Consider the following 20,190-nt stretch of genomic DNA (forward strand, 5'->3'; position numbering starts at 1 on the left):
GGCCTTGAGTTAGCGTTGCCTCGCGCTGGACTCCAGCCCACTGCTGTTCGACTTGGTGCCAGCCGACGACCGACCATCTATCTATCCATCCACTGACTCAACTTGGAGAGTGATCATGGGCTTGAAAGGATCGAAGACGGAGCAGAACCTGAAGGACGCATTCGCGGGCGAGTCGCAGGCCAACCGTCGCTACCTGTATTTCGCGAACAAGGCCGACATCGAGGGCCAGAACGACGTGGCGGCATTGTTCCGCTCCACGGCCGAAGGCGAGACCGGCCATGCGCATGGCCACCTGGAATTCCTGGAAGCGGTCGGCGACCCGGCCACCGGATTGCCGATAGGGCCGACCCGCGACAACCTCAAGGCTGCCGTGGCCGGCGAGACCCACGAGTACACCGACATGTACCCCGGCATGGCCAAGACCGCGCGCGACGAGGGCTTCGACGAAATCGCGGACTGGTTCGAGACCCTGGCCAAGGCCGAGCGCTCGCATGCCAACCGCTACCAAAAGGCGCTCGACGCGCTGGTCGACTGATCGCAGAGCCGACAACAAGCACCGCGGCGTCTTCGGACGCCGCGCCTCACTGGGGCTGGTCATGAGCAATCGTGAAGGCAATCTGGAAGCGCCGACCCGTCATCCGCTGGACTGGAAGAACCCGGCGTTCTACGACGAGGAGCTTTGCCTCCACGAGATGGAGCGCATCTTCGACATCTGCCATGGCTGCCGCCGCTGCGTTAGCCTCTGCCAGAGCTTTCCCACGCTGTTCGACCTGGTCGACGAGGGCCCGACCGGCGAGCTGGACGGTGTCAACAAGCAGGACTTCTGGAAGGTGGTCGACCAGTGCTATCTGTGCGACCTCTGCTACCTGACCAAGTGTCCCTACGTGCCGCCGCATGCCTGGAACCTGGACTTCCCGCACACCATGCTGCGGGCCAAGGCGATCAAGTTCCGCAAGGGCGAGGTCGGCGGCGGCGAGAAGTTCCTGGCCTCGACCGACGTGCATGGCCAGTTCGCCGGCATCCCCATCGTCGTTCAGGCGGTCAATGCGGTGAACAAGACCAGCCTGGCGCGCAAGGCCCTGGATTCGGCGCTGGGCGTCCATCCCGAGGCCTGGATGCCGGAACTGGCGGGCTGGCGTTTCCGCTGGGGCGCCGCCAGGAGTCCGGCCCAGGTGGTCACCCACGGCGAGCGCACGCCGGGCAAGGTGGCGATCTTCTCGACCTGCTACATCAACTACAACGAGCCCGGCATAGGCCATGACCTGCTCAAGGTCCTGGCCCACAACGCCATCCCCTACGTGATCGTCGAGAAGGAAAAATGCTGCGGCATGCCCAAGCTGGAACTGGGTGACCTGGACAGCGTGGAGCAGCACAAGGAGGCCAACATCCCGGTCCTGGCCAAGTACGCGGCCGAGGGCTATGCGCTGCTGAGCGCTATCCCCAGCTGCACCCTGATGTTCAAGCAGGAGCTGCCGCTGATGTTCCCCGGCGAGGCGGCGGTGCAGCAGGTCCAGGAAGCGATGTGGGATCCGTTCGAATACCTGGTCGCTCGCCACAAGGACGGCTTGCTCAAGCTGGACTTCAGGAACGCGCTGGGCAAGGTCAGCTATCACATCCCCTGCCATGGCCGGGTGCAGAAGATAGGCCGCAAGACCGAGGAGATGTTCAAGCTGATCGGCCAGACGGTCGAGGTCAAGCTGAACACGGTGGAGCGTTGCTCCGGCCATGCCGGCACCTATGGCGTGAAGACGCCTTATCACCCTGTGGCGATGAAGATAGGCAAGCCGGTGTTCAAGGCCATGGCCAAGGACGACCCCGACCACATTGCCAGCGATTGCGCCCTGGCCGGCCACCACATCGCCCAGGGCATGGCCCAGGCGGGTACGCCGGCCCGCGACCTGCAGCATCCGCTCAGTCTGGTCCGGCTGGCCTATGGCATCGAATGAGTGAGACCACGATGAGCACGATCACCCCCGACAGCCTGATGACGCTGGAGGCCTATTCCAAGTTCCGCAAGGCCCGCCATGCCGAGGTCATCGCCCACCGGCGCTTGCGCAGCGTGCGCCTGGGCGAGCACCTGAACCTGCAGTTCGAGGACGAGCAGACCATCCGCTACCAGATCCAGGAGATGCTGCGCATCGAGAAGATCTTCGAAGAGGAGGGCATACAGGGCGAGATCGACGCCTATGCGCCTCTGGTGCCCGACGGCTCGAACTGGAAGGCCACGATGCTGATCGAGTACCCCGACCCGCATGAGCGCAAGCGCGAGCTGGCGCGGCTGATAGGCGTGGAAGACCGGCTGTTCGTCGAGGTCGAGGGCCACGAGCGGGTCTATGCCATCGCCGACGAGGACCTGGACCGCGAGAACGAGGAAAAGACCTCGTCGGTCCACTTCGTCCGCTTCGAGTTCCCGCCGGCCGCGCGCGAGGCGATACGCGCCGGGGCGCGGGTCAAGCTGGGCTGCGACCACCGGCATTACCCGGCCCATGTGGACATCGCGGCCGAGGCGCTGGCCAGCCTGGCGGGGGATCTTCAGCCGGGCTGAAGGCAGGCCAGGCGGTTGCGATAGGCGACCGGCGGGCAGCCGGTGGCCCGTCGGAACGAGCGGGAGAAGTTGGAGACGTCGCTGAAGCCCAGCATGCTGGCGACCTGGGCGACCGTCATGCCGGGAGCACTCAGCAGGGCCCGCGCCCTTTGCAGGCGGACCCGCGTCGCGATGGCGCGAAAGCGCAGCCCTTCCTTGCGCAGGTAGCGGTCTATGGTGCGCGAAGAGAGATTGACCCGCCGCGCCAGGTCTTCGAGCGTGACCAGAACGCCGTCCTCCTGGCCCAACATCATCGCCACATAGTCGCCCCAGCCCGGTTCGCCGGCCAGCGGTCGGCGCGGCAGGCTACTGCACCGGGCATCGACCTCGCGCACCATGCGCGGATCCGCCAGCGGCAGGGGCCGGTCCAGCAGGTCGGCGTCCATGAGCACCCGCACACCGGGCAGGGCCTGCTCGTCGAAGACGAAGCGTGCCGGGGCCAGACGGTCATAGCGCGAGGCATGGGCCGGTGCCGGCATGGCCAGGCGGATCTCGCAGGCGGGCGGGCCGGATCCGAGCAGGGTCGAGAGCTGGCTCAGGTGGGCCAGGGCCAGCTGCTCGTACTGGAAACGCAAGGTCTCCAGCGGCATGCGGAGCCGGGGCGTGTAGACGGCTTCGGCCGCAGCACCGCAGCGCCGGTATCGCAGCACGAACAGCTCGGTAGTCGAGTGATGGTGGCGCGCCAGCAGGCGCAGGGCCTCGTCGACGGTGGCACAGCTCAGCATGCCGTAGCCCAGCAGCCCGTGCGAGGTGATCTTGGTCAGCCGGCCCAGCTCGAAGCCCAGGTCGGCGCGGCCGCTCAGTCGGCGGGCTGCCTCGACCAGGCGCTCGACCTCGTCCAGCCCGAGCATGGCCTGGGCATCGTCCAGGCGCGGCTCGGCAATCATGGCGGTGCGCAGCCAGGCCGCCGGATCGACGCCCTGCTCGCGCAGCAGGTCCCGCAGCGGAGCGAAGTAGCGCGCCGGCATGCCTCGGTTGGCGGCACTCGCGGGGCGAGGGCTCCGTGAAGCTGCGGGTTCATGCGGGGTCTGGTCCATGGTGGCTGGGCGGCGCTATCGATCTGCCGTCATCGTCAGCGCAGCCGCCCCTGGCGTCCATGCGAGCAAATCGGGAAGGGCGATGACCGGCGATTTCGTCCCAGGGACCAGCCGCGGGCCGGCCTGGCGTCTACAACCCGGGCTTGCGGTAGCTGGTCGGCGACTTGCCGGTCCAGCGCTTGAAGGCGCGGGTGAAGTTGCTCACGTCGGTGAAGCCGAGCAGGAAGGTGATCTCGGTCACCGACATCGAGGCCTGCTGCACGTAGTTGCAGGCCAGCTCGCGGCGCGTCTCGTCCAGCAGGGCCTGGAAGCTGGTGTTGCGCTGGGCCAGGCGCTGCTGCAGCGTGGCCTCGCTCAGGTGCAGCGCATCGGCCACGCGCTGGCGGGTGCAGTCGCCGGTGGACAGCAGGCCGACGATGGTGGAACGCACCATGGCCACGGTGTCGCTGCGCTCGATCTTGGCCAGGTAGGTGGCGGCCAGCTGGTCGTTGGCCTGGGCGATCTCGGGGCAGGCGCCGGGCAGTGGCCGGTCCATCTCGGCGCGGTCGAAGACCAGGGTCGCATCGGCATTGCCGAAGTCCACCTTGCAGCCGAAATACCGCTCGTAGGGCCCGGCCCCGCCCGGCGGCCGTTCGTGCCGGAACTGCACATAGATCGGCCGGTAGTCGCGCTTGAACATCTCGCGCATGAAGCGCACCACGATGGCCAGCCAGGCGTCCTCGGTTTCGGCGCAGGCGTCGAACAGCGGATGCGTGACCAGGGCCACCTCGCCCGGCCGCTCCACGACTTCGATGGTTGCCACCTGCGAGGCCAGGCGGAAGTAGCGTTCCAGCCGCCGGCAGAAGTCCAGCAGGCTGGTGCTGGCCAGCAGCGCATGGCCCAGCGCATGCAGATTGGAGGCATGCAGGAACTTGGCCACGACCAGGCCGAAGTAGGGGTCATGCGTGACTTCGACGCAGACCCGGAACAGCCGCGTGACCTCGTCGATGCTCAGGCGGTTGAGCGGATCGTTGCTCAGCTCCTGCGAGACGCCGGCCGCGCGGAACACCCGCACCGGGTCGACGCCGCGATCTTCAAGCGCCTTGCGCATGGCCACGGCGTAGCCGGCGATCGTGGTCGGCCGCCGGTCGACGGATTCACTGGCAGCAGAGGCGTTCATGGTGGATGCGGGCCAGCATACACGCGCCCCCCGGGGCCGACCACCGGGTTCGGACCGGTCCCTGAGGACCAGCGAATTCTCTGCACGGACCGGCGCGTTTCGGGCCTCGTCCCTAGTCTTGCCATCCATGAACAAGCCCATCGATGGCAAGGCAGACATGACGACCCAAGACTCCGTATTGCGGGTCGAGCGGCTGGGGGCGGTGACCCGCCTGGTGCTGGCTCGACCCAAGGCGATGAACGCCATCAACCTGGCCCTGCTGGACGCGCTGGACCGCGCGCTGGACGAGGCCGGCAACGACGCTGCGAACCGCGTGCTGCTGCTCACCGGCGAGGGCCCGGCTTTCTGCGCCGGAGCCGACCTCAAGGCCTTGCTGGCCGGCCGCGATGCGGCGCCTGGCGAGCCCGACTTCCTGGACCGTGCCGGCGCGGTGCTGACACGCCTGCGTGAATTTCCACGGCCGGTGATCGCTGCGCTGAACGGCGTGACCATGGCGGGCGGGCTGGAGCTGGCCCTGTGCGCCGACATCGTCGTCGCCGCCGATACCGCCAGCCTGGCCGATGCCCATGCCAATTACGGTGTGTTCCCGGGCGCCGGCGGTGCGGCCTTGCTGCCACGCGTGCTGCCGCCGCAGCTGGCGATGTACCTGCTGTTCACCGGCAAGGCGCTGAGCGCGGCACAGATGCAGGCCCACGGCCTGGTCAGCGAAATCCATCCGGCCGTCGAGCTGTCCGAGGCCGCACTGGCCCTGGCTCGCGGCATCGCCGACAAGAGCCCGGCCGCCCTGGCCCGCATGAAGCAGGTGGCGCGGCACAGCATGGACAAGAGCGCCGCCGACGCCCTGCTGCATGAACAGGTGCTGCTGCGCCAGCACCTGCGCTCGGCCGATCTGCAGGAGGGCCTGGCGGCCTTCATCGAAAAGCGCGCCCCGGTCTTCACCGGGCGCTGAACCGTCAAGGACCCCATCCGATGGACAAGATCTACATCGTCGGCATTGGCATGACGCGCTTCGGGCGCTGGCCGGACAAGAGCCAGTACGACCTGGCGGCCGAAGCGGTCGAGCTGGCGCTGAAGGACGCGCATTGCAGCCGCTCCGAGCTTGGCGCGGCCTTCTACAGCGGCGTGACCAGCGGCTCGCTGCAGGGGCAGACCTCGATCCCCGGCCCGATCGCGCTGCGCCGCTGCGGCATCGAGGGCATTCCGGTGTTCAGCGTCGAGAACGCCTGCGCCTCGGGCACCAGCGCCTTCCACCTGGCCGTGCAGTCGCTGAAGGCGGGCAGCTGCGACATCGCCCTGGCCTTCGGCGCAGAGAAGATGAACGTGGCCGACAAGGCCCGCATGTTCGGTGTGTTCGACGGCGGCTGGGATGTGTCCACCGTCGAGGCCAACAAGGCCACGCTGCTGGCCTTGGGCGACGGCATGACCGTGCCGCCGGGCGGCGACTCGGACAAGCCCCGCAGCGTCTTCATGGACGTCTACGCCGCCTTCTGCCGCCGCCACATGAAGACCTGGGGCACGACCCAGCGCGCACTGGCCGCGGTGGCCGCCAAGAACCACCAGCACTCGGTGCACAACCCGCTGGCGCAGTTCCGCGAGGCCATGACGGTGGAGCAGGTGCTGGCCGCGCCGGCCATTGCCTGGCCGCTGACCCTGCCCATGTGCTCGGCCATCAGCGACGGTGCCGCAGCCCTCGTACTTTGCAACGAGCAGGGCCTGGAGAAGCTGTCCGCGGCCCGCGCCCGCGCCGTGACCGTGCTGGCCAGCGTGGTGCGCGCCGGCATCGAGCACAGCCCCGACGAGCCGCAGCTGGGCATCGGTCATCTGGCGGCCCTGGCCGCCTATGAGCAGGCCAACGTGGGTCCGGACGCGATCGATGTGGCCGAGGTCCACGATGCCTCCGCCATGGGCGAGCTGCTGAATGCCGAGAACCTGATGCTGGTGCCCTTCGGTGCCTCGGGCCCGGCCGCCGAACGCGGCGATTTCACGATCGGCGGGCGCATCCCCATCAATCCCTCGGGCGGCCTGGAATCCAAGGGCCATCCGATAGGCGCAACCGGCCTGGCCCAGCTGCATGAGCTGGTGACGCAGTTGCGCGGCGAGGCCGGCGGCCGCCAGGTGGGCGCTGCGCGCATCGCCATCCAGGAAAACGGCGGCGGCCTGATCGGCATCGAGGAAGCCGTGGTCGGCGTGAGCATTCTTTGCAAGGAGTAGGTCCCGTGGGACATGTATTCAGAACCGAAGAGCAGGGCATGGCGGTCGATGCGCTGCGTACCTTCCTGGCGGCGGAGATCGACCCGCTGTTCAACAAGGAGTACCGCGACCGCTACATGCCGCGCGAGGTGATGGCAGGCCTGATGCGCCGCCTGGCCGAGTTCGGCCTGGTCAGCGGCGTGGTCAGCGAGGCTCGCGGCGGCCTGGGCCTCGACTGGCAGACCACGCTGATGCTGTACGAGGAAATCGTTGCGACCTCGGCCGACCTGTCGGTGCCGGTGCTGATCAACTCCTTCGGCGCCCATCTGCTGGAGACGCTGGCGCCCGAGCATTTGCGCGAGCGCTACCTGCCAGGCCTGGTGGCCGGCGACAGCTTCGTCAGCATGGGCATCTCCGAGCCCGACGTGGGCTCCAACGTGCTGGAGATCCGCACCCGCGCGCGCCGCGACGGCGACCACTGGGTGATCAACGGCGAGAAGACCTGGATCAGCAACGGCAGCTACTCGGACTTCCTGATCTGCACCTGCCGCACCGGCGAGGATCCGCGCCGCGGCCTGACCCACATCCTGGTCGACCGCCGCGAGCATGGCTACGAGGTGCGCGACATCCACAAGATCGCGTTCAACAGCCAGTCCACCGCCCAGATCTTCCTCAGCGACGTGCGAGTGCCGGTCGCCAACACGATTGGCGGCGAGGGCGAGGCCCTGAAGAACACGCTGGCCCTGTTCGAGCGCTCGCGCGTCTTCGTCGCGGCCCAGGGCCTGGGCATCGCGCGTCGCGCGCTGGACGAGGCGGTGCTCTATGCCACGCAGCGCCGCCAGCACGGCAAGCTGATCGCCGGCCACCAGCTGATCGCCGCCATGCTGGCCGAGATGGCGACCCAGGTCGATGCCGCGCGGCTGCTCACCTACCGCGCCGCCGCAATTATCGACGCCGGCCTTCCGGCCGAGATGGAGGCGGCGATGGCCAAGTACTTCGCCTGCGAGGCCGCCGTGACCATTGCCCGCCAGGCGGTGCAGATCCACGGCGGCAATGGCGTGACGCGCGAATTCCTGGTCGAGAAGCTGGCCCGCGAGGCCATCGTCTGCCCCATCCCCGAGGGCACGACCCAGATGCAGCAACTGATCATCGGCCGCGCCCTGACCGGCGTCGCGGCGTTCTGAACAAGGAGTTTCCATGCTGATCAACAACAAGGTCGTCATCATCAGCGGCGGCGCTTCCGGGCTGGGCCAGGCCACGGCCCGCTATTTCGCCGAGGAACTCGGCGCCCGGGTCGCCCTGTTCGACCTCAACGAGGAGGCCGGCGCCCAGACCGTGGCCGCCATCGGCGCCGAACGCGCCTTCTTCGTGAAGACCGATGTCGCCGACGAGGCCTCGGTGCAGGCCGCGGTCGACGCCGTGATGGCGCGCTACGGCGCGGTGCACGTCAACATCAACTGTGCCGCGCTGCTGGGCCCCTGCAAGGTGCTGGGCAAGGACGGCAAGGCCACGCCCCTGGCCAGGTTCGCGCAGACGATGGCGGTGAACCTCAACGGCATCTTCAACCTGATGTCCAAGTGCGCCGAGCGCATGGCCCTGAACGAGCCCGAGGCCGGTGAGGAGCGCGGCGTCGTCATCAATATCTCGTCGGGCGCCGCCTACGAGGGGCAGATAGGTCAGGTCGCCTACGCGGCCAGCAAGGCCGGCGTCATCGGCATCAATCTGCCGGCCGCGCGCGAGCTGGGTGCGCTGGGCATCCGCGTCAATGCGATCGCCCCGGGGCTGTTCCTCACGCCCATGGCCTCGCAGATGGACGAGAAGGTGATGGCGGCGCTGATGACGCAAGTCGAGGCGCCAAAGCGCCTGGGCGACATGCGCGAGTTCGCGCATTGCTGCGCCTTCATCGTCGAGAACGCCTACCTGAACGGCGAGACCGTCCGCCTGGATGCCGCCTCGCGGCTGCGCGCCCGCTGAACCCTGGAGACCCAGACATGAAGACGAATTTCTGCCGGGTGATGCGGCTCCTGACCCTGCGCCATGCGGCGAGCGAGGCCCTGGTCAATACCGAGCGCGGCCGTCGCTACAGCTTTTCCGAGTACCACCTGCTCACCAACCGCATTGCCAACGCGATCCGCGGCGAACTCGGCCTCGCGCGCGGCGAGCATTTCTTCACCATCGTCGAGAACGACAACCTCGCGCTGCTGCATTTCCCCACCTTCTTCAAGCAGGAGGCCACGGCGGTGTTCACCAACTACCGCGAGAGCATGGATGAGCACCGCTGGCAGCTGGACCTGGTCAAGCCACGCCTTGTGTTCATCGAGCTGGCGCTGCTGGAACGCTATGCGCCGATGCTGCGCGAACGCGGCATCACCATCGTCGTGATGGACCCGCCGCCGCAGGCGCAGGAGGGCGTGCTGTATTTCTGGGACCTGGTGGAGCGGGCCAGCGCCGAGGACAACGAGGTCGAGATCGACGTGCACGACAACACCCGGCTGCTGCGGTTCACCGGCGGCACCACCGGGCGCGGCAAGTGCGCGATGTACAGCTTCGACAACCTGATGGGCACGCGGGACGCGAGCTACATCGAGCGTGACTTCGGCTATGACGAGAGCACGCGCTGCCTGCATATCGCGCCGCTGTCGCATGGCAGCCTGATCCTGTTCCTGGCCACGCTGTTCGCCGGTGGTACGACGCTGACCATGAACCAGGTCGACCTGCCGCGCTGGATGGACCTGGTCCAGGCCGAGCGCGTCACCCATTCCTTCCTGGTGCCCACGGCCCTCTACCGGCTGCTCGACCTGCAGCAGCAGCAGCCGCGCGACCTGAGCTCGCTGCGCACCGTGGTCTATGGCGCGGCGCCCATGAGTCCGAGCAAGATGGGGTCGCTGGTGGCGACCCTGGGCAATGTCTTCGTGCAGGGCTATGCGGCCACCGAGGCGGCCATGTTCATCGCCGTGCTGAACAAGCGCGACCACCTGAATGCCGACGGCACACCCAGCCGCCACCTGGGCTCGGCCGGCCGCGTGAATCCCGGCGTCGAGGTGTTCATCACCGATGCCGAGGGCCGGCCGGTGCCGGTGGGGGCGACCGGCGAGATCCGCATCCGTTGCCGCGCCACCATCGCCGGCTACTACGGCAACCCCGAGGGCACGGCGGCCGAGTTCGTCGACGGCGCCTGGCGCTCCGGCGACCTGGGCTACCTGGACGAGGACGGCTTCCTGACCCTGGTCGACCGGCTCAAGGACATGATCATCACCGGCGGCTTCAATGTCTACGCGGTCGAGGTCGAGGCGGCGCTGAACGCCCATCCGGCGGTGCAGATGTCGGCCGTCGTCGGCGTGCCGCATGAGGAATGGGGCGAGGCCGTGCATGCCGAGGTGGTGCTGCGCCCGGGCGCCAGTGCCAGCGAGGCCGAGCTGATCGAGCATGCCAAGGCCTCGCTGAGCGCCTACAAGGTGCCCAAGTCGGTCCGCATCGTGGCCGCGCTGCCCCTGTCTCCGGTCGGCAAGGTGCTGCGCCGGGCGGTCAAGCAGCCCTACTGGGCCGGACGGGAACGCCATGTCCACTGAGGCGGCAGGCGCTGCGTCGACGATGCGCCAGGTGTTGGCGCTGCAGCGCGCCGCGCTGGCGCGCGAAGGCACGGCGAACGAGGCCTTGCGGCGTGACCGCCTGGAGCGCGCCATCGGCCTGCTCGTCGATCATCGGCACGACTGGTGCGAGGCGCTGTCGACCGACTTCTCGAGCCGCCATGCGGCCGAGTCGCTGCTGGTGGACGTGCTGATTCCGCTGGAGAACCTGCGCCATTCGATCCGGCATCTGCGCCGCTGGATGAGGCCCGAACGGCGCGCCAGCAATTTCCCGTTCGGCCTGCTCGGCGCGCGCAGCGAGATCCGCTGGGAGCCCAGGGGCGTGGTCGGCAACATCGTGCCCTGGAACATCCCGGCGCTGGGCCTGTTCGGCCCGCTGGCTCCGATGCTGGCCGCCGGCAACCGCGTGATGCTGAAGATGAGCGAGTTCGCCCCGGCCAGTGCCGCGCTGGCCGAGCGCCTGATCGGCGCGGCCTTCGACCTCGAGGAGGTCGCCGTGTTCAGCGGCGACGCGACGGCCGGCGCCGCGTTCGCCGCGCTGCCGCTGGACCATCTGATGTTCACCGGCAGCACGCGCGTGGGCCGGATGGTGATGCGCGCCGCCTCCGAGAACCTCACGCCGGTGACGCTGGAGCTGGGCGGCAAGTCGCCGGCCCTGGTCTGCCAGGACGCCGATCTTGAGCTAGCGGCTCGGCGCATTGCCTGGGGCAAGCTGGTGAATGGCGGCCAGGCCTGCATTGCGCCCGACTACGTGCTCGTCCCCGAGGCATTGCGCGATGGCTTCGTCGAGCTGCTGCGCCGCGAGATGCTGCGCCAGTTTCCGCAGCCGCTGGGCGAGGGCGGCCCCACGGCGCTCGTCAGCGAAGCCCATGCCGAGCGGCTGCGCGATTGCGTGGACGAGGCACGCGAGCGCGGCGCGCGCATCGTGCCGGTGTGCGAAGGCCGTCCGGACACGACGCGGCGCATCGTGCCAAGCCTGGTCGTCGAACCCGACGACGGCTGCCGCCTGATGCGCGAGGAAATCTTCGGCCCGTTGCTGCCGGTCAAGGCCTACGGCTCGCTGGACGAGGCCATCGCCTACGTCAACGCGAGGCCGCATCCGCTGGCCCTGTACTGCTTCGGCGGCCGCGCGGCGACCGAGCGGGTGGTGGCTGGCACGCGTTCGGGCGGCGTGGCCATCAATGACGTGATCAGCCATGGCATGCAGGAGAACCTGCCTTTCGGCGGCGTCGGTGAATCGGGCATGGGGGCCTTCCACGCCGAGTTCGGCTTCCGCGCCTTCAGCCATCCCCGCGCCGTCTACCGGGCACCTCGCCTGGACCCGCTGGCCCTGTTGCGCCCGCCCTTCGTCCCCGCTTCGGTGCCGCGCATCGAGCGCCTGCTGCGCCTGCGGCGCGGCTGATCCCCCTTCATCGGAGACCTGCGATGTCCAAGAAGAATCTCGTGCCCAGCCTGACCGCGCTGAGCCTCGCCCTGCAGACCGCGCTGGCGGTCGCCCAGTCGCTGCCACTGCCGGGCACGCCCACGGCCAGCACCGCGGGCCGCACGCTGGAGGAGTCTAGGCACCAGTGGCGCCAGGGCGCCAAGACGCTGCCGGCCGGCGCGCCGAACGTGCTCATCATCATGCTGGACGACGTGGGCTTCGCGCAGGCCGATACCGTCGGCGGCGCGATCCACACGCCCACCTTGCAGCGCGTTGCCGACACCGGCATCCGCTACAACGCTTTCCACACCACGGCCATCAGCTCGGCCACTCGCGCCGCGCTGCTGACCGGCCGCAACCACCATCGGGTGGGCAGCGGCACGGTCACCGAGTTCGCCTCGGACTTCGACGGCTATACCGGCGAGATCCCCAAGAGCAGCGCCACCGTCGCCGAGGTGCTCAAGCAGTACGGCTACAGCACGGCCCTGTTCGGCAAATGGCACAGCACTTCGGCACGGGCCACCGGACCGACCGGCCCCTTTGCCAGCTGGCCGACCGGCTACGGCTTCGAGACCTTCTACGGCTTCATGGGCGCCGAGACCGACCAGTACTCGCCCAGCCTGTACCGCAACACCACGCCGGTCGAGCCGCCGCGCGACCCCAAGTACCACCTGACCGAGGACCTGGCCGGCGAGGCCGTGCAATGGCTGCGCCAGCGCCAGGCGCTGACGCCCGACAAGCCCTTCTTCATGTACTGGGCACCGGGCGCGGTGCACGGGCCGCACCAGGTCTTCCAGTCCTGGTCGGACAAGTACAAGGGCCGCTTCGACAGCGGCTGGGACGCCTACCGCCAGCAGGCCTTCCAGCGCCAGAAGGCCATGGGCTGGATCCCCAAGGACACGCAGCTGACGCCGCGCCCCGACACGCTGCCCGCCTGGGACAGCCTGTCGGCCGAGGAGAAGCAGTTCCAGGCCCGGCTGATGGAGGTCTATGCCGGCTTCCTGGAGCACACCGACACGCAGGCCGGCCGGCTGATCGACGAACTGGAGCGCGAGGGCATCCGCGACAACACGCTGATCCTCTATGTGCTGTCCGACAACGGCGCCTCCAGCGAGGGCCGCGCCGGCACGATCAACGAGCTGGTCAACATCAACATGATTCCGACCACGGCCACCCAGCAGATGCAGGTGCTGCAGTCGCAGTACGGCGGCCTGGCCGCGCTGGGCGGCCCGAAGCTGAGCAACATGTACCACGCGGCCTGGGCCTGGGCGGGCGAGAGCCCCTTCGTCGGCACCAAGCTCAGCGCCGGCTACTTCGGCGGCACGCGCACGCCGCTCGCGATCTCCTGGCCCAGGGCCATCGTCGCGGACAAGGCCGTGCGGCCGCAGTTCCACCATGTCAACGACATCGTGCCCACGCTGTACGACATCCTCGGCCTAACGCCGCCGCCCAGCGTCAACGGCGTGGCCCAGCAGCCGCTGGACGGCGTCAGCATGCGCTACAGCTTCGCCGACGCAGGTGCCCCGGGCCGCAAGGGCGCCCAGTACTTCGAGATGATGGGCAGCCGCGGCGTCTACGAGGATGGCTGGATGGCCTCGGTGTTCGGGCCCGTCACGCCCTGGATAGGCCCGGGCCCGCAGCTCGCTGCCTGGCATCCGGACCAGGACCGCTGGACCCTGCACAAGCTTGGCGACGACTATTCGCAGGCCGTCGACGTGTCGGGCCAGCATCCTGAGAGGCTGGCCCAGCTCAGGCGCCGCTTCGAGGAGCAGGCGGCGGCGAACCAGGTCTATCCGCTGGGCGCCTCGTTCTTCCCCTTCCTGCATCCCGAAGCGCGCATAGGCTCGACCCGCAGCGAATGGCGCTTCGACGCGCAGACCCAGCGCCTGCCCGAGATCATCGCGCCCAATCTGCGCTCGCGCGACAGCGTGGTGACCGTGCGGGCCGAGCTGCCGGCACAGGCCAGCGGCGTGCTGTATTCGCTGGGTGGCGCCAGCGGCGGCGTGACGCTCTACGCCAAGGACGGGCATCTGGTCTACGAGTACAACGCCGTCGGCTTCGCCCGCACGCGGCTGCGCAGCTCGGGGCCGGTGGCCGCGGGATCGCATCGCATCGAGGTCGAGACCGCCATGCTGGCCAGCAAGCCGGGCAGCCCGGCACGGCTGACGCTGCGCGTCGACGGCCTGGAGCTGGCCAGCGGCACGACGCCCTTCACGCCGCCGCTGCTGTTCACCGCCACCGGCAGCTTCAATGTCGGCCGCAACCTCGGCTCGCCGGTGTCGCTCGACTACTTCGACGCCGCGCCGTTCGCCTTCAACGGGACCATCACCGACGTGCACGTCGTCTACAAGGCCGCTGCCAAGTGAGCCTCGACACCGCGTTCGACCTCGACTGGCTCGCCATCGGCTCGGGCTTCGGCGGCAGCGTCTCGGCGCTGCGCCTGGCCGAGAAGGGCTACCGCGTCGCGGTGCTTGAGCAGGGGCGGCGCTTCGCCGACGGCGAACTCCCGAAGAGCGCCTGGCAGCTGCGCCGCTTCCTATGGGCGCCCAAGCTCGGCCTGCAGGGCATCCTGCGCATTACCCGCCTGCGCGACGTCAACATCCTCAGCGGCGCCGGCGTGGGCGGCGGCAGCCTGGTCTATGCCGCCACGCTGTACCGCGCGCCGCGCGACTACTTCCAGCATCCGCAATGGCGCGACCTGGCCGACTGGGAGTCGCTGCTCGGGCCGCACTACGACACGGCGGAGCGCATGCTGGGCGTCACCGAGGTGCCGTTCGACAGTCCGGCCGAGCATTGGCTGAAGCAGATCGGCACCGAGCTGGGCTGCGCCGACACCTACAGGCGCACCCGTGTCGGCATCTTCTTCGGCGAGGCCGGACGCACGATCGCCGACCCCTTCTTCGCCGGCGAGGGCCCGCAGCGCACCGGCTGCACCCGCTGTGGCAGCTGCATGCTCGGCTGCCCGGTGGGAGCGAAGAACACGCTGGTGCGCAACTACCTGCACCTGGCCGAGCGTCGCGGCGTGGCCGTGCATGCGCTGCGCCGTGTCGTCGACGTGCGGCCCCTGGGTGCGGCCGACGGCAGCGACGGCTATCTGGTGACGCATGAGCGCAGCGGCGCCTGGGGCTGGCGGCGCGACCGGCAGACGCTGCGCGTGCGCGGCGTCGTGTTCGCGGCCGGCGCGCTCGGCACCAACGAGCTGCTCGCGCGCTGCAAGCTCGCCGGCAGCCTGCCGCAGCTGAGCGATCGCCTGGGCGAACTGGTGCGCACCAACAGCGAGACCATGCTGGCCGTCACCATGCCGGGCGACGCGGCGCTGGACCGTTCGGTCAGCATCACCGGCAGCCTGTTCCCCGACGCACAGACGCACATCGAGGCGGTGACGCTGGGCCCGGCCATGGACGCGTTCGCGTTCAACTACGGTCCGCTGGTCGGCGCCGGTACGCGGCTGACGCGCCCGCTGCAAGGCCTGGTGCGCACGCTGCGGCGCCCGCTGGCGTCTATCGGCCACCTGCTGTGGCCCTGGCGCTGGTCGCGCCGCACGCTGCTGGTAGGCCTGATGCAGACCAGCGACAACGCGATCCGCTTCGTCGCCCGCCGGCGCTGGCTGGGCGGTGGAGTGAGGCTCGACTCGAGCCAGGATGCCGACCGGCCACTGCCCAGCTTCTATCCGCTGGCCAACCGCATGGCCGAGTGGCTGGCACGGCGCAGCGGCGGCGTCGCGCGCTCGACCCTGGCCGACACGCTGTTCAACGTGCCGACCACCGCCCACATCCTCGGCGGTGCCGTGATCGGCCGCGATGCGGCCAGCGGTGTCGTCGATGCGCGCCAGCGGGTCTTTGGCTACCGCAACCTGCTCGTGTGCGATGGTTCGGTGGTGCCGGCCAACCCGGGCGTCAACCCGAGCCTGACGATCGCCGCGATGACCGAGCTGGCGATCAGCCATCTGCCTACCAAGGACACGACACCATGACCCTCGTTCAACTGCATGCCGCCGCCGTGTGTGCCTGGCTCGGCCTGGTGGCCGGTGAATTCGTGCTGGAGCTGACGCCGGGCGACGCGGGGACGCGCCGCTTCGTCGCCCAGGCCCATTTGTGGACAGACCGCTTGTTCGAGATTCCGCTCGTGGCCCTGGTGGTGGTCACCGGCGGCCTGCTGCTGGCCCGTGCCTGGCCGGCCTCGCCGCTGCTGTGGACCAAGGTGGGCCTCGCGCTGGTGGCCATTGCGGCGCAGGTGATCTGCATTCCGCTGGTGCGGCGCCGTGCTCGCGAGACCGACGAGCGGCGGCTGCGCGATCTGAGCCGCTCCATCATCGCCACCGGCGCCGCCGCGCCGTTCGGGCTTGCGGCCCTGGTGATCGGCTACGACTACCTGCACTAGGCCTCAGCCGGTTTCCACCTCGCGGCGCATCGCGGTGAACTGGGCGAACTCCCAGGAGCGCAGGCCCACCAGCAGGCTGAAGCCGTCGCGGGTGTCGCTCGGCAGGCGCTGGTCCTCGGCATGCAGGCGCGCCAGGTCGGCGGCCAGCTGCTGGATCTTCTGCACCATCTCCTGGGCGCTGGCCCCGGTGAGCCGGCCGTGGACCAGCATCAGGGTCTCGCCACGGCCGTCGAAATTGCCGGCGAAATAGTCGGCGATGACGTACTTGCGCAGGAAGCGCTGCACCGGCCCGTCCGGCATCCAGCGGAACGCCCGGGCCACGCGCAGACGGTAGCGGTTCAGCGGCTTCAGCTCGATCAGGCCCAGCCGGTCCAGCTGGGCCAGGTGGCGTATGCAGTCGGCCTCGCTGAGCTCGTAGGTTTCGATGATCTGCTCCAGCGTCCAGTGGCCCAGGCAACTGATCGCTACCAGCATCAGCACGGGATCGCTGACCAGGGCGGTTTCCTGCTCCAGCGTCAGCGTGTCGCTGTCGGGCGCGCTGGCGTCGGCCGCCTGCCGCAGGAGGTCGTCGAGGCTGAGGCCTATGGCCTTGCAGATCTCGGCCAGGCGCGAGAGCGTCATGTCCTTCAGCGAGAACATGCGCTTGACGCTGGATTCGCTGAGCTCCAGCCGCTGGGCCAGCTCGCGGTAGGTGACGCCGGCGGCACGCATCTCGGCGCGCAGCACCTGCAGGAGTCTTTCGGGGCTGCTCATGGCGCAGTGTCAGCAGTCATGCTTGGCGTAAAGGAATGTAAGTACAGGAAAACAGTACCTCGGCGGCGCGTGAATGCTACATGGTCCATTGATGCGATACCTGGTGCTGGTGCTGGACACACTGGGACCATCCCGGATAGGCCGGGAGGAACCTGGAGATCGATCTGACCATGAAGACGAAGAACCGCAACACCATCGCCCGCCTGATCGCCGCCACGCTGCTGGCCGGCACCGCGGTTGCCGCCTCGGCCCAGAGCACGGCCAACCCTGTCCCCTACGCCGGTGCGAGCGTCGGCGCCTACAACAAGTACTCGCTGGACTGCAGTGCCGGCGCTGCCTGCGACCGCACCGGCAGCTGGGGAGGCAGGATCTACGGCGGCCTGGACTACGGCAGCTTTGCCATCGAGGGCGTGGCCTTCGGCATGAAGGGCGCCGATGGCACGCTGCGAGCCAACAACGGCCAATTCACTGGTGGCCACCTGAGCACGACCGGTGTGGGCGTCCAGGGCGTGGTGCCCTTCCTGGTCAACGGCGACTTCTCGCTCAAGGGCAAGCTGGGCCTGGCCTATGTGCGCGGCAAGGCCAGCCTGCCCGGTGGGGTCGAGGACCGCGAGGCCTGGCGTCCCATGGGCGGCCTGGGCATGAGCTATGCGCTGAACAAGCAGGTCTCGCTGAACGCCGACTACGACGTCACGCAGGCCAAGTACAACAACGTCGGCAAAGCCCGCACCGGCATGTTCTCGCTGGGCGCGAGCTACAAGTTCTAAGACGATCGCCGGGCCGTCCCGCACCCTGGGTTCAGGAGTGCGGCGACCCGTCTCCCGCTAGGCACAATCGCCGCACCGGCCGCCTCGAGCACGGCCATCACGGGAGACGATCTTGCTGACGAAGACGATGACGAACCGGGCGGGCCAGTGGGCCCGCCATCTGCTTTTCTGTTCGGCCCTGGCCGCCACCGGCCTGGCTCTGGCGCAGACTGCCGGCGATGCGCCGGTAGCGCCCCGCGTACCCAAGGACGTGACGGTCCACGGCGACAAGCGCATCGACGACTACTTCTGGCTGCGCGAGCGCGACAAGCCCGAGGTCATGGCCTATCTGAAGGCCGAGGCCGACTACACGGCCCGGTACTACCAGCCGCTGGAAGGCCTGCGCGACAAGCTGTATGCCGAGATGGTGGGCCGCATCAAGCAGGCCGACGAAGGCGTGCCGGCCCGCGATGGCGCCTGGTGGTACAGCAGCCGCACGCTGGAAGGCGCGCAGTACCCGCAGTTCATCCGCCGCGCCGCGCAGGGCAAGGCAAGGGCCTATGACGCCGCTGCGCCCGAGCAGGTGATCCTGGACCTGAACGAGCTGGCCAAGGGCCGCAAGTTCCTGGCGGTCAACCAGGCCTCGGCCAGCCCGGACGGAAGGCGCCTGGCCTATTCGCTGGACGAGACCGGCGCCCGCGACTTCCAGCTCCAGGTGCGCGACCTGGCCACGGGCCAGGACCTGCCCTGGGTGGCCAAGCGCACCGACGGTGCGGTCTGGGCCGCTGACTCGAAGACGATCTTCTACATCACCTCGAACGAGGCGCGCCGTCGCAACCAGGTCTGGCGCCACAGCCTGGACGGCCAGGGCCCGGACCAGCTGATCTACGAAGAGAAGGACGAGCTCTACAACCTGATGCTGGGCCGCACGGCCGACCGCCGCTACCTGACGGTGACCAGCATCGCCAAGGACACGACCGAGGTCCGCATCCTGGCGGCCGACAAGCCCATGGGCGCATGGCAGGTGCTGCTGCCCCGCAAGAGCGGCGTCGAATATGCGGCCGAGCATCATGCGGGCCGGCTGTTCCTGCGCATCAACGACCGCGGCCCCAACTTCCGCCTGGCGGCCCTGCCCATGCCCAAGACGCTGAGCCTCACGGCGGCCCAGCTGGCCCAGGCCCAGGAGCTGCTGCCGCACCGCGAGGATGCGGCGCTGGAGCGTTTGGCCGTCTTCAAGCAGCACCTGGTGCTGCAGGTGCGCGAGCAGGGCTCGGTCAAGCTGCGCGTGTTCGACCAGCCGGCCCGGCTCAAGGCCGGAGCCAAGTCGCGTGATGTGGCGGTTGGTAGCGAGGCGGTCTACACCGCCCTGGTCGGCGACAACCGCGAGTCGGACAGCGACACGCTGCGCCTGAACTATCAGTCGATGACGACGCCGGCCTCGGTCTATGACTACGGCCTGGCCAGCGGCCAGCTGACGCTGCGCAAGCAGCAGCCGGTGATCGGCTACGACGCTTCGCGCTACGAATCCAGGCGCCTGGTCGCCACAGCCAAGGACGGCACGCAGGTCCCCATCTCCCTGGTCTATGCCAAGGCCCTGCGCGGCGAGGGCCCGCGGCCCTTGCTGCTGCGCGGCTACGGCAGCTATGGCATTCCGTCGGACCCGCGCTTCAACGGCAACGACCTTTCGCTGCTGGACCGCGGCGTGGTCGTGGCCATCGCCCATATCCGCGGCGGCGGCGACCTCGGCCGGCGCTGGTACCTGGAGGGCAAGCTGGCCAAGAAGATGAACAGCTTCACCGACTTCGTCGCCGTGGCCGAGACCCTGATCCAGCAGGGCTGGACCCAGCGGGACAAGCTGGTCATCAACGGCGGCAGCGCCGGCGGCCTGCTGATGGGCGCGGTGGTCAACCTGCGGCCCGAACTGTTCAAGGCCGTGGTGGCCGAGGTGCCCTTCGTCGACGTGATCAACACCATGCTGGACGAGAGCATTCCGCTGACCACCGAGGAATTCATCGAGTGGGGCAATCCCAAGATCGCCGAGCAATACGCCTGGATGCGCGCCTACAGCCCGTACGACAACCTTAAGGCCGGCGCCTACCCGTCCATCCTGACCCGCACCGGCATCAACGACAGCCAGGTGCCTTACTGGGAGCCGGCCAAGTACGTGGCCAAGCTGCGCACGCTCAAGAGCGACGGCAATCCGCTGCTGTTCGACATCAACTTGTCGGCCGGCCACGGCGGTGCCTCGGGCCGCTTCGATGCGCTGAAGGAGCGGGCCAAGGTCTATGCCTTCATGCTGGATCAGTGGGGCATGGCCCGGTAGTCGGCAAG

General features: G+C 68.8%; 17 protein-coding genes. 14 read left to right on the top strand and 3 right to left on the bottom strand.

From position 1 onward, the window contains the following. The first annotated feature begins 112 nt into the window (after nt 1–112). From QT382_RS01635 to QT382_RS01645, 3 genes are all read left to right on the top strand, one after another. Nucleotides 113–535, top strand: a complete 423-nt coding sequence (locus tag QT382_RS01635) for a rubrerythrin family protein (protein WP_289254669.1) — start codon at nt 113–115, stop codon at nt 533–535. A 61-nt stretch (nt 536–596) separates the two neighbouring features. Next, on the top strand, nt 597–1,946 hold the full coding sequence (locus tag QT382_RS01640) for a (Fe-S)-binding protein (RefSeq protein ID WP_289252305.1): 1,350 nt from the start codon (nt 597–599) through the stop codon (nt 1,944–1,946). An 11-nt stretch (nt 1,947–1,957) separates the two neighbouring features. Next, nucleotides 1,958–2,545, top strand: a complete 588-nt coding sequence (locus QT382_RS01645; RefSeq protein WP_289252306.1) for a DUF3501 family protein — start codon at nt 1,958–1,960, stop codon at nt 2,543–2,545. Here QT382_RS01645 and QT382_RS01650 read toward each other — a convergent pair. After that, a complete protein-coding gene (locus QT382_RS01650; RefSeq protein WP_289252307.1) occupies nt 2,533–3,552 on the bottom strand; it encodes an AraC family transcriptional regulator in 1,020 nt (339 codons plus the stop codon). The two genes, QT382_RS01645 and QT382_RS01650, sit on opposite strands and share 13 nt — an antisense overlap. A 199-nt stretch (nt 3,553–3,751) precedes the next feature. Continuing rightward, nucleotides 3,752–4,780 carry an AraC family transcriptional regulator gene (locus tag QT382_RS01655; RefSeq protein ID WP_289252308.1) on the bottom strand — a complete coding sequence of 343 codons (1,029 nt, stop codon included), beginning with the start codon at nt 4,778–4,780 and terminating at the stop codon, nt 3,752–3,754. Nucleotides 4,781–4,907: 127 nt separating this feature from the next. Between QT382_RS01655 and QT382_RS01660 the strand changes: the two genes are divergently transcribed. The 9 genes from QT382_RS01660 to QT382_RS01700 are packed head-to-tail and all read left to right on the top strand — an operon-like array spanning nt 4,908 to nt 16,360. Continuing rightward, nucleotides 4,908–5,729, top strand: a complete 822-nt coding sequence (locus tag QT382_RS01660) for an enoyl-CoA hydratase/isomerase family protein (protein WP_289252309.1) — start codon at nt 4,908–4,910, stop codon at nt 5,727–5,729. Between the two features lie 20 nt (nt 5,730–5,749). After that, nucleotides 5,750–6,991, top strand: a complete 1,242-nt coding sequence (locus QT382_RS01665; RefSeq protein WP_289252310.1) for a thiolase family protein — start codon at nt 5,750–5,752, stop codon at nt 6,989–6,991. Nucleotides 6,992–6,996: 5 nt separating this feature from the next. Beyond that, nucleotides 6,997–8,154, top strand: coding sequence for an acyl-CoA dehydrogenase family protein (locus tag QT382_RS01670; protein ID WP_289252311.1), 1,158 nt, complete (start codon nt 6,997–6,999; stop codon nt 8,152–8,154). 13 nt (nt 8,155–8,167) lie between these two features. Then, nucleotides 8,168–8,944, top strand: a complete 777-nt coding sequence (locus QT382_RS01675; RefSeq protein ID WP_289252312.1) for an SDR family NAD(P)-dependent oxidoreductase — start codon at nt 8,168–8,170, stop codon at nt 8,942–8,944. Between the two features lie 17 nt (nt 8,945–8,961). Continuing rightward, complete coding sequence (locus QT382_RS01680) at nt 8,962–10,539, top strand: class I adenylate-forming enzyme family protein (RefSeq protein WP_289252313.1); 1,578 nt, start codon at nt 8,962–8,964, stop codon at nt 10,537–10,539. Then, nucleotides 10,529–11,959, top strand: coding sequence for an aldehyde dehydrogenase family protein (locus QT382_RS01685; protein WP_289252314.1), 1,431 nt, complete (start codon nt 10,529–10,531; stop codon nt 11,957–11,959). The genes QT382_RS01680 and QT382_RS01685 overlap by 11 nt, the downstream gene beginning before the upstream one ends. 23 nt (nt 11,960–11,982) lie before the next feature. After that, nucleotides 11,983–14,346 (top strand): arylsulfatase, encoded by a 2,364-nt coding sequence (locus tag QT382_RS01690; protein ID WP_289252315.1) that lies wholly within the window; start codon nt 11,983–11,985, stop codon nt 14,344–14,346. Beyond that, nucleotides 14,343–15,953 (top strand): GMC oxidoreductase, encoded by a 1,611-nt coding sequence (locus QT382_RS01695; RefSeq protein WP_289252316.1) that lies wholly within the window; start codon nt 14,343–14,345, stop codon nt 15,951–15,953. The genes QT382_RS01690 and QT382_RS01695 overlap by 4 nt, the downstream gene beginning before the upstream one ends. Continuing rightward, nucleotides 15,950–16,360: a hypothetical protein gene (locus QT382_RS01700; protein WP_289252317.1), complete on the top strand. Its 411-nt coding sequence runs from the start codon at nt 15,950–15,952 to the stop codon at nt 16,358–16,360. The genes QT382_RS01695 and QT382_RS01700 overlap by 4 nt, the downstream gene beginning before the upstream one ends. A 3-nt stretch (nt 16,361–16,363) precedes the next feature. On the opposite strand, the gene QT382_RS01705 is transcribed toward QT382_RS01700, so the two are convergent. Then, nucleotides 16,364–17,113, bottom strand: coding sequence for a helix-turn-helix domain-containing protein (locus tag QT382_RS01705; RefSeq protein WP_289252318.1), 750 nt, complete (start codon nt 17,111–17,113; stop codon nt 16,364–16,366). 170 nt (nt 17,114–17,283) lie between these two features. On the opposite strand from QT382_RS01705, the gene QT382_RS01710 reads away from it, so the two are divergent. Further along, nucleotides 17,284–17,880 (top strand): outer membrane beta-barrel protein, encoded by a 597-nt coding sequence (locus tag QT382_RS01710; RefSeq protein WP_289252319.1) that lies wholly within the window; start codon nt 17,284–17,286, stop codon nt 17,878–17,880. 112 nt (nt 17,881–17,992) lie between these two features. Continuing rightward, nucleotides 17,993–20,182, top strand: coding sequence for a S9 family peptidase (locus QT382_RS01715; RefSeq protein ID WP_289252320.1), 2,190 nt, complete (start codon nt 17,993–17,995; stop codon nt 20,180–20,182). Nucleotides 20,183–20,190: the final 8 nt, after the last annotated feature.

Source organism: Pelomonas sp. SE-A7 (assembly GCF_030345705.1).
Taxonomy (GTDB): Bacteria; Pseudomonadota; Gammaproteobacteria; order Burkholderiales; family Burkholderiaceae_C; genus JAUASW01.

Bases quoted from the DNA above. Each gene is read 5' to 3' on its own strand.
- QT382_RS01640 (WP_289252305.1), top strand. From the start codon at position 597: ATGAGCAATCGTGAAGGCAATCTGGAAGCGCCGACCCGTCATCCGCTG.
- QT382_RS01665 (WP_289252310.1), top strand. From the start codon at position 5,750: ATGGACAAGATCTACATCGTCGGCATTGGCATGACGCGCTTCGGGCGC.
- QT382_RS01660 (WP_289252309.1), top strand. From the start codon at position 4,908: ATGAACAAGCCCATCGATGGCAAGGCAGACATGACGACCCAAGACTCC.
- QT382_RS01705 (WP_289252318.1), bottom strand. From the start codon at position 17,113: ATGAGCAGCCCCGAAAGACTCCTGCAGGTGCTGCGCGCCGAGATGCGT.
- QT382_RS01650 (WP_289252307.1), bottom strand. From the start codon at position 3,552: ATGCCGGCGCGCTACTTCGCTCCGCTGCGGGACCTGCTGCGCGAGCAG.
- QT382_RS01655 (WP_289252308.1), bottom strand. From the start codon at position 4,780: ATGAACGCCTCTGCTGCCAGTGAATCCGTCGACCGGCGGCCGACCACG.
- QT382_RS01685 (WP_289252314.1), top strand. From the start codon at position 10,529: ATGTCCACTGAGGCGGCAGGCGCTGCGTCGACGATGCGCCAGGTGTTG.
- QT382_RS01690 (WP_289252315.1), top strand. From the start codon at position 11,983: ATGTCCAAGAAGAATCTCGTGCCCAGCCTGACCGCGCTGAGCCTCGCC.
- QT382_RS01700 (WP_289252317.1), top strand. From the start codon at position 15,950: ATGACCCTCGTTCAACTGCATGCCGCCGCCGTGTGTGCCTGGCTCGGC.
- QT382_RS01710 (WP_289252319.1), top strand. From the start codon at position 17,284: ATGAAGACGAAGAACCGCAACACCATCGCCCGCCTGATCGCCGCCACG.
- QT382_RS01675 (WP_289252312.1), top strand. From the start codon at position 8,168: ATGCTGATCAACAACAAGGTCGTCATCATCAGCGGCGGCGCTTCCGGG.
- QT382_RS01645 (WP_289252306.1), top strand. From the start codon at position 1,958: ATGAGCACGATCACCCCCGACAGCCTGATGACGCTGGAGGCCTATTCC.
- QT382_RS01680 (WP_289252313.1), top strand. From the start codon at position 8,962: ATGAAGACGAATTTCTGCCGGGTGATGCGGCTCCTGACCCTGCGCCAT.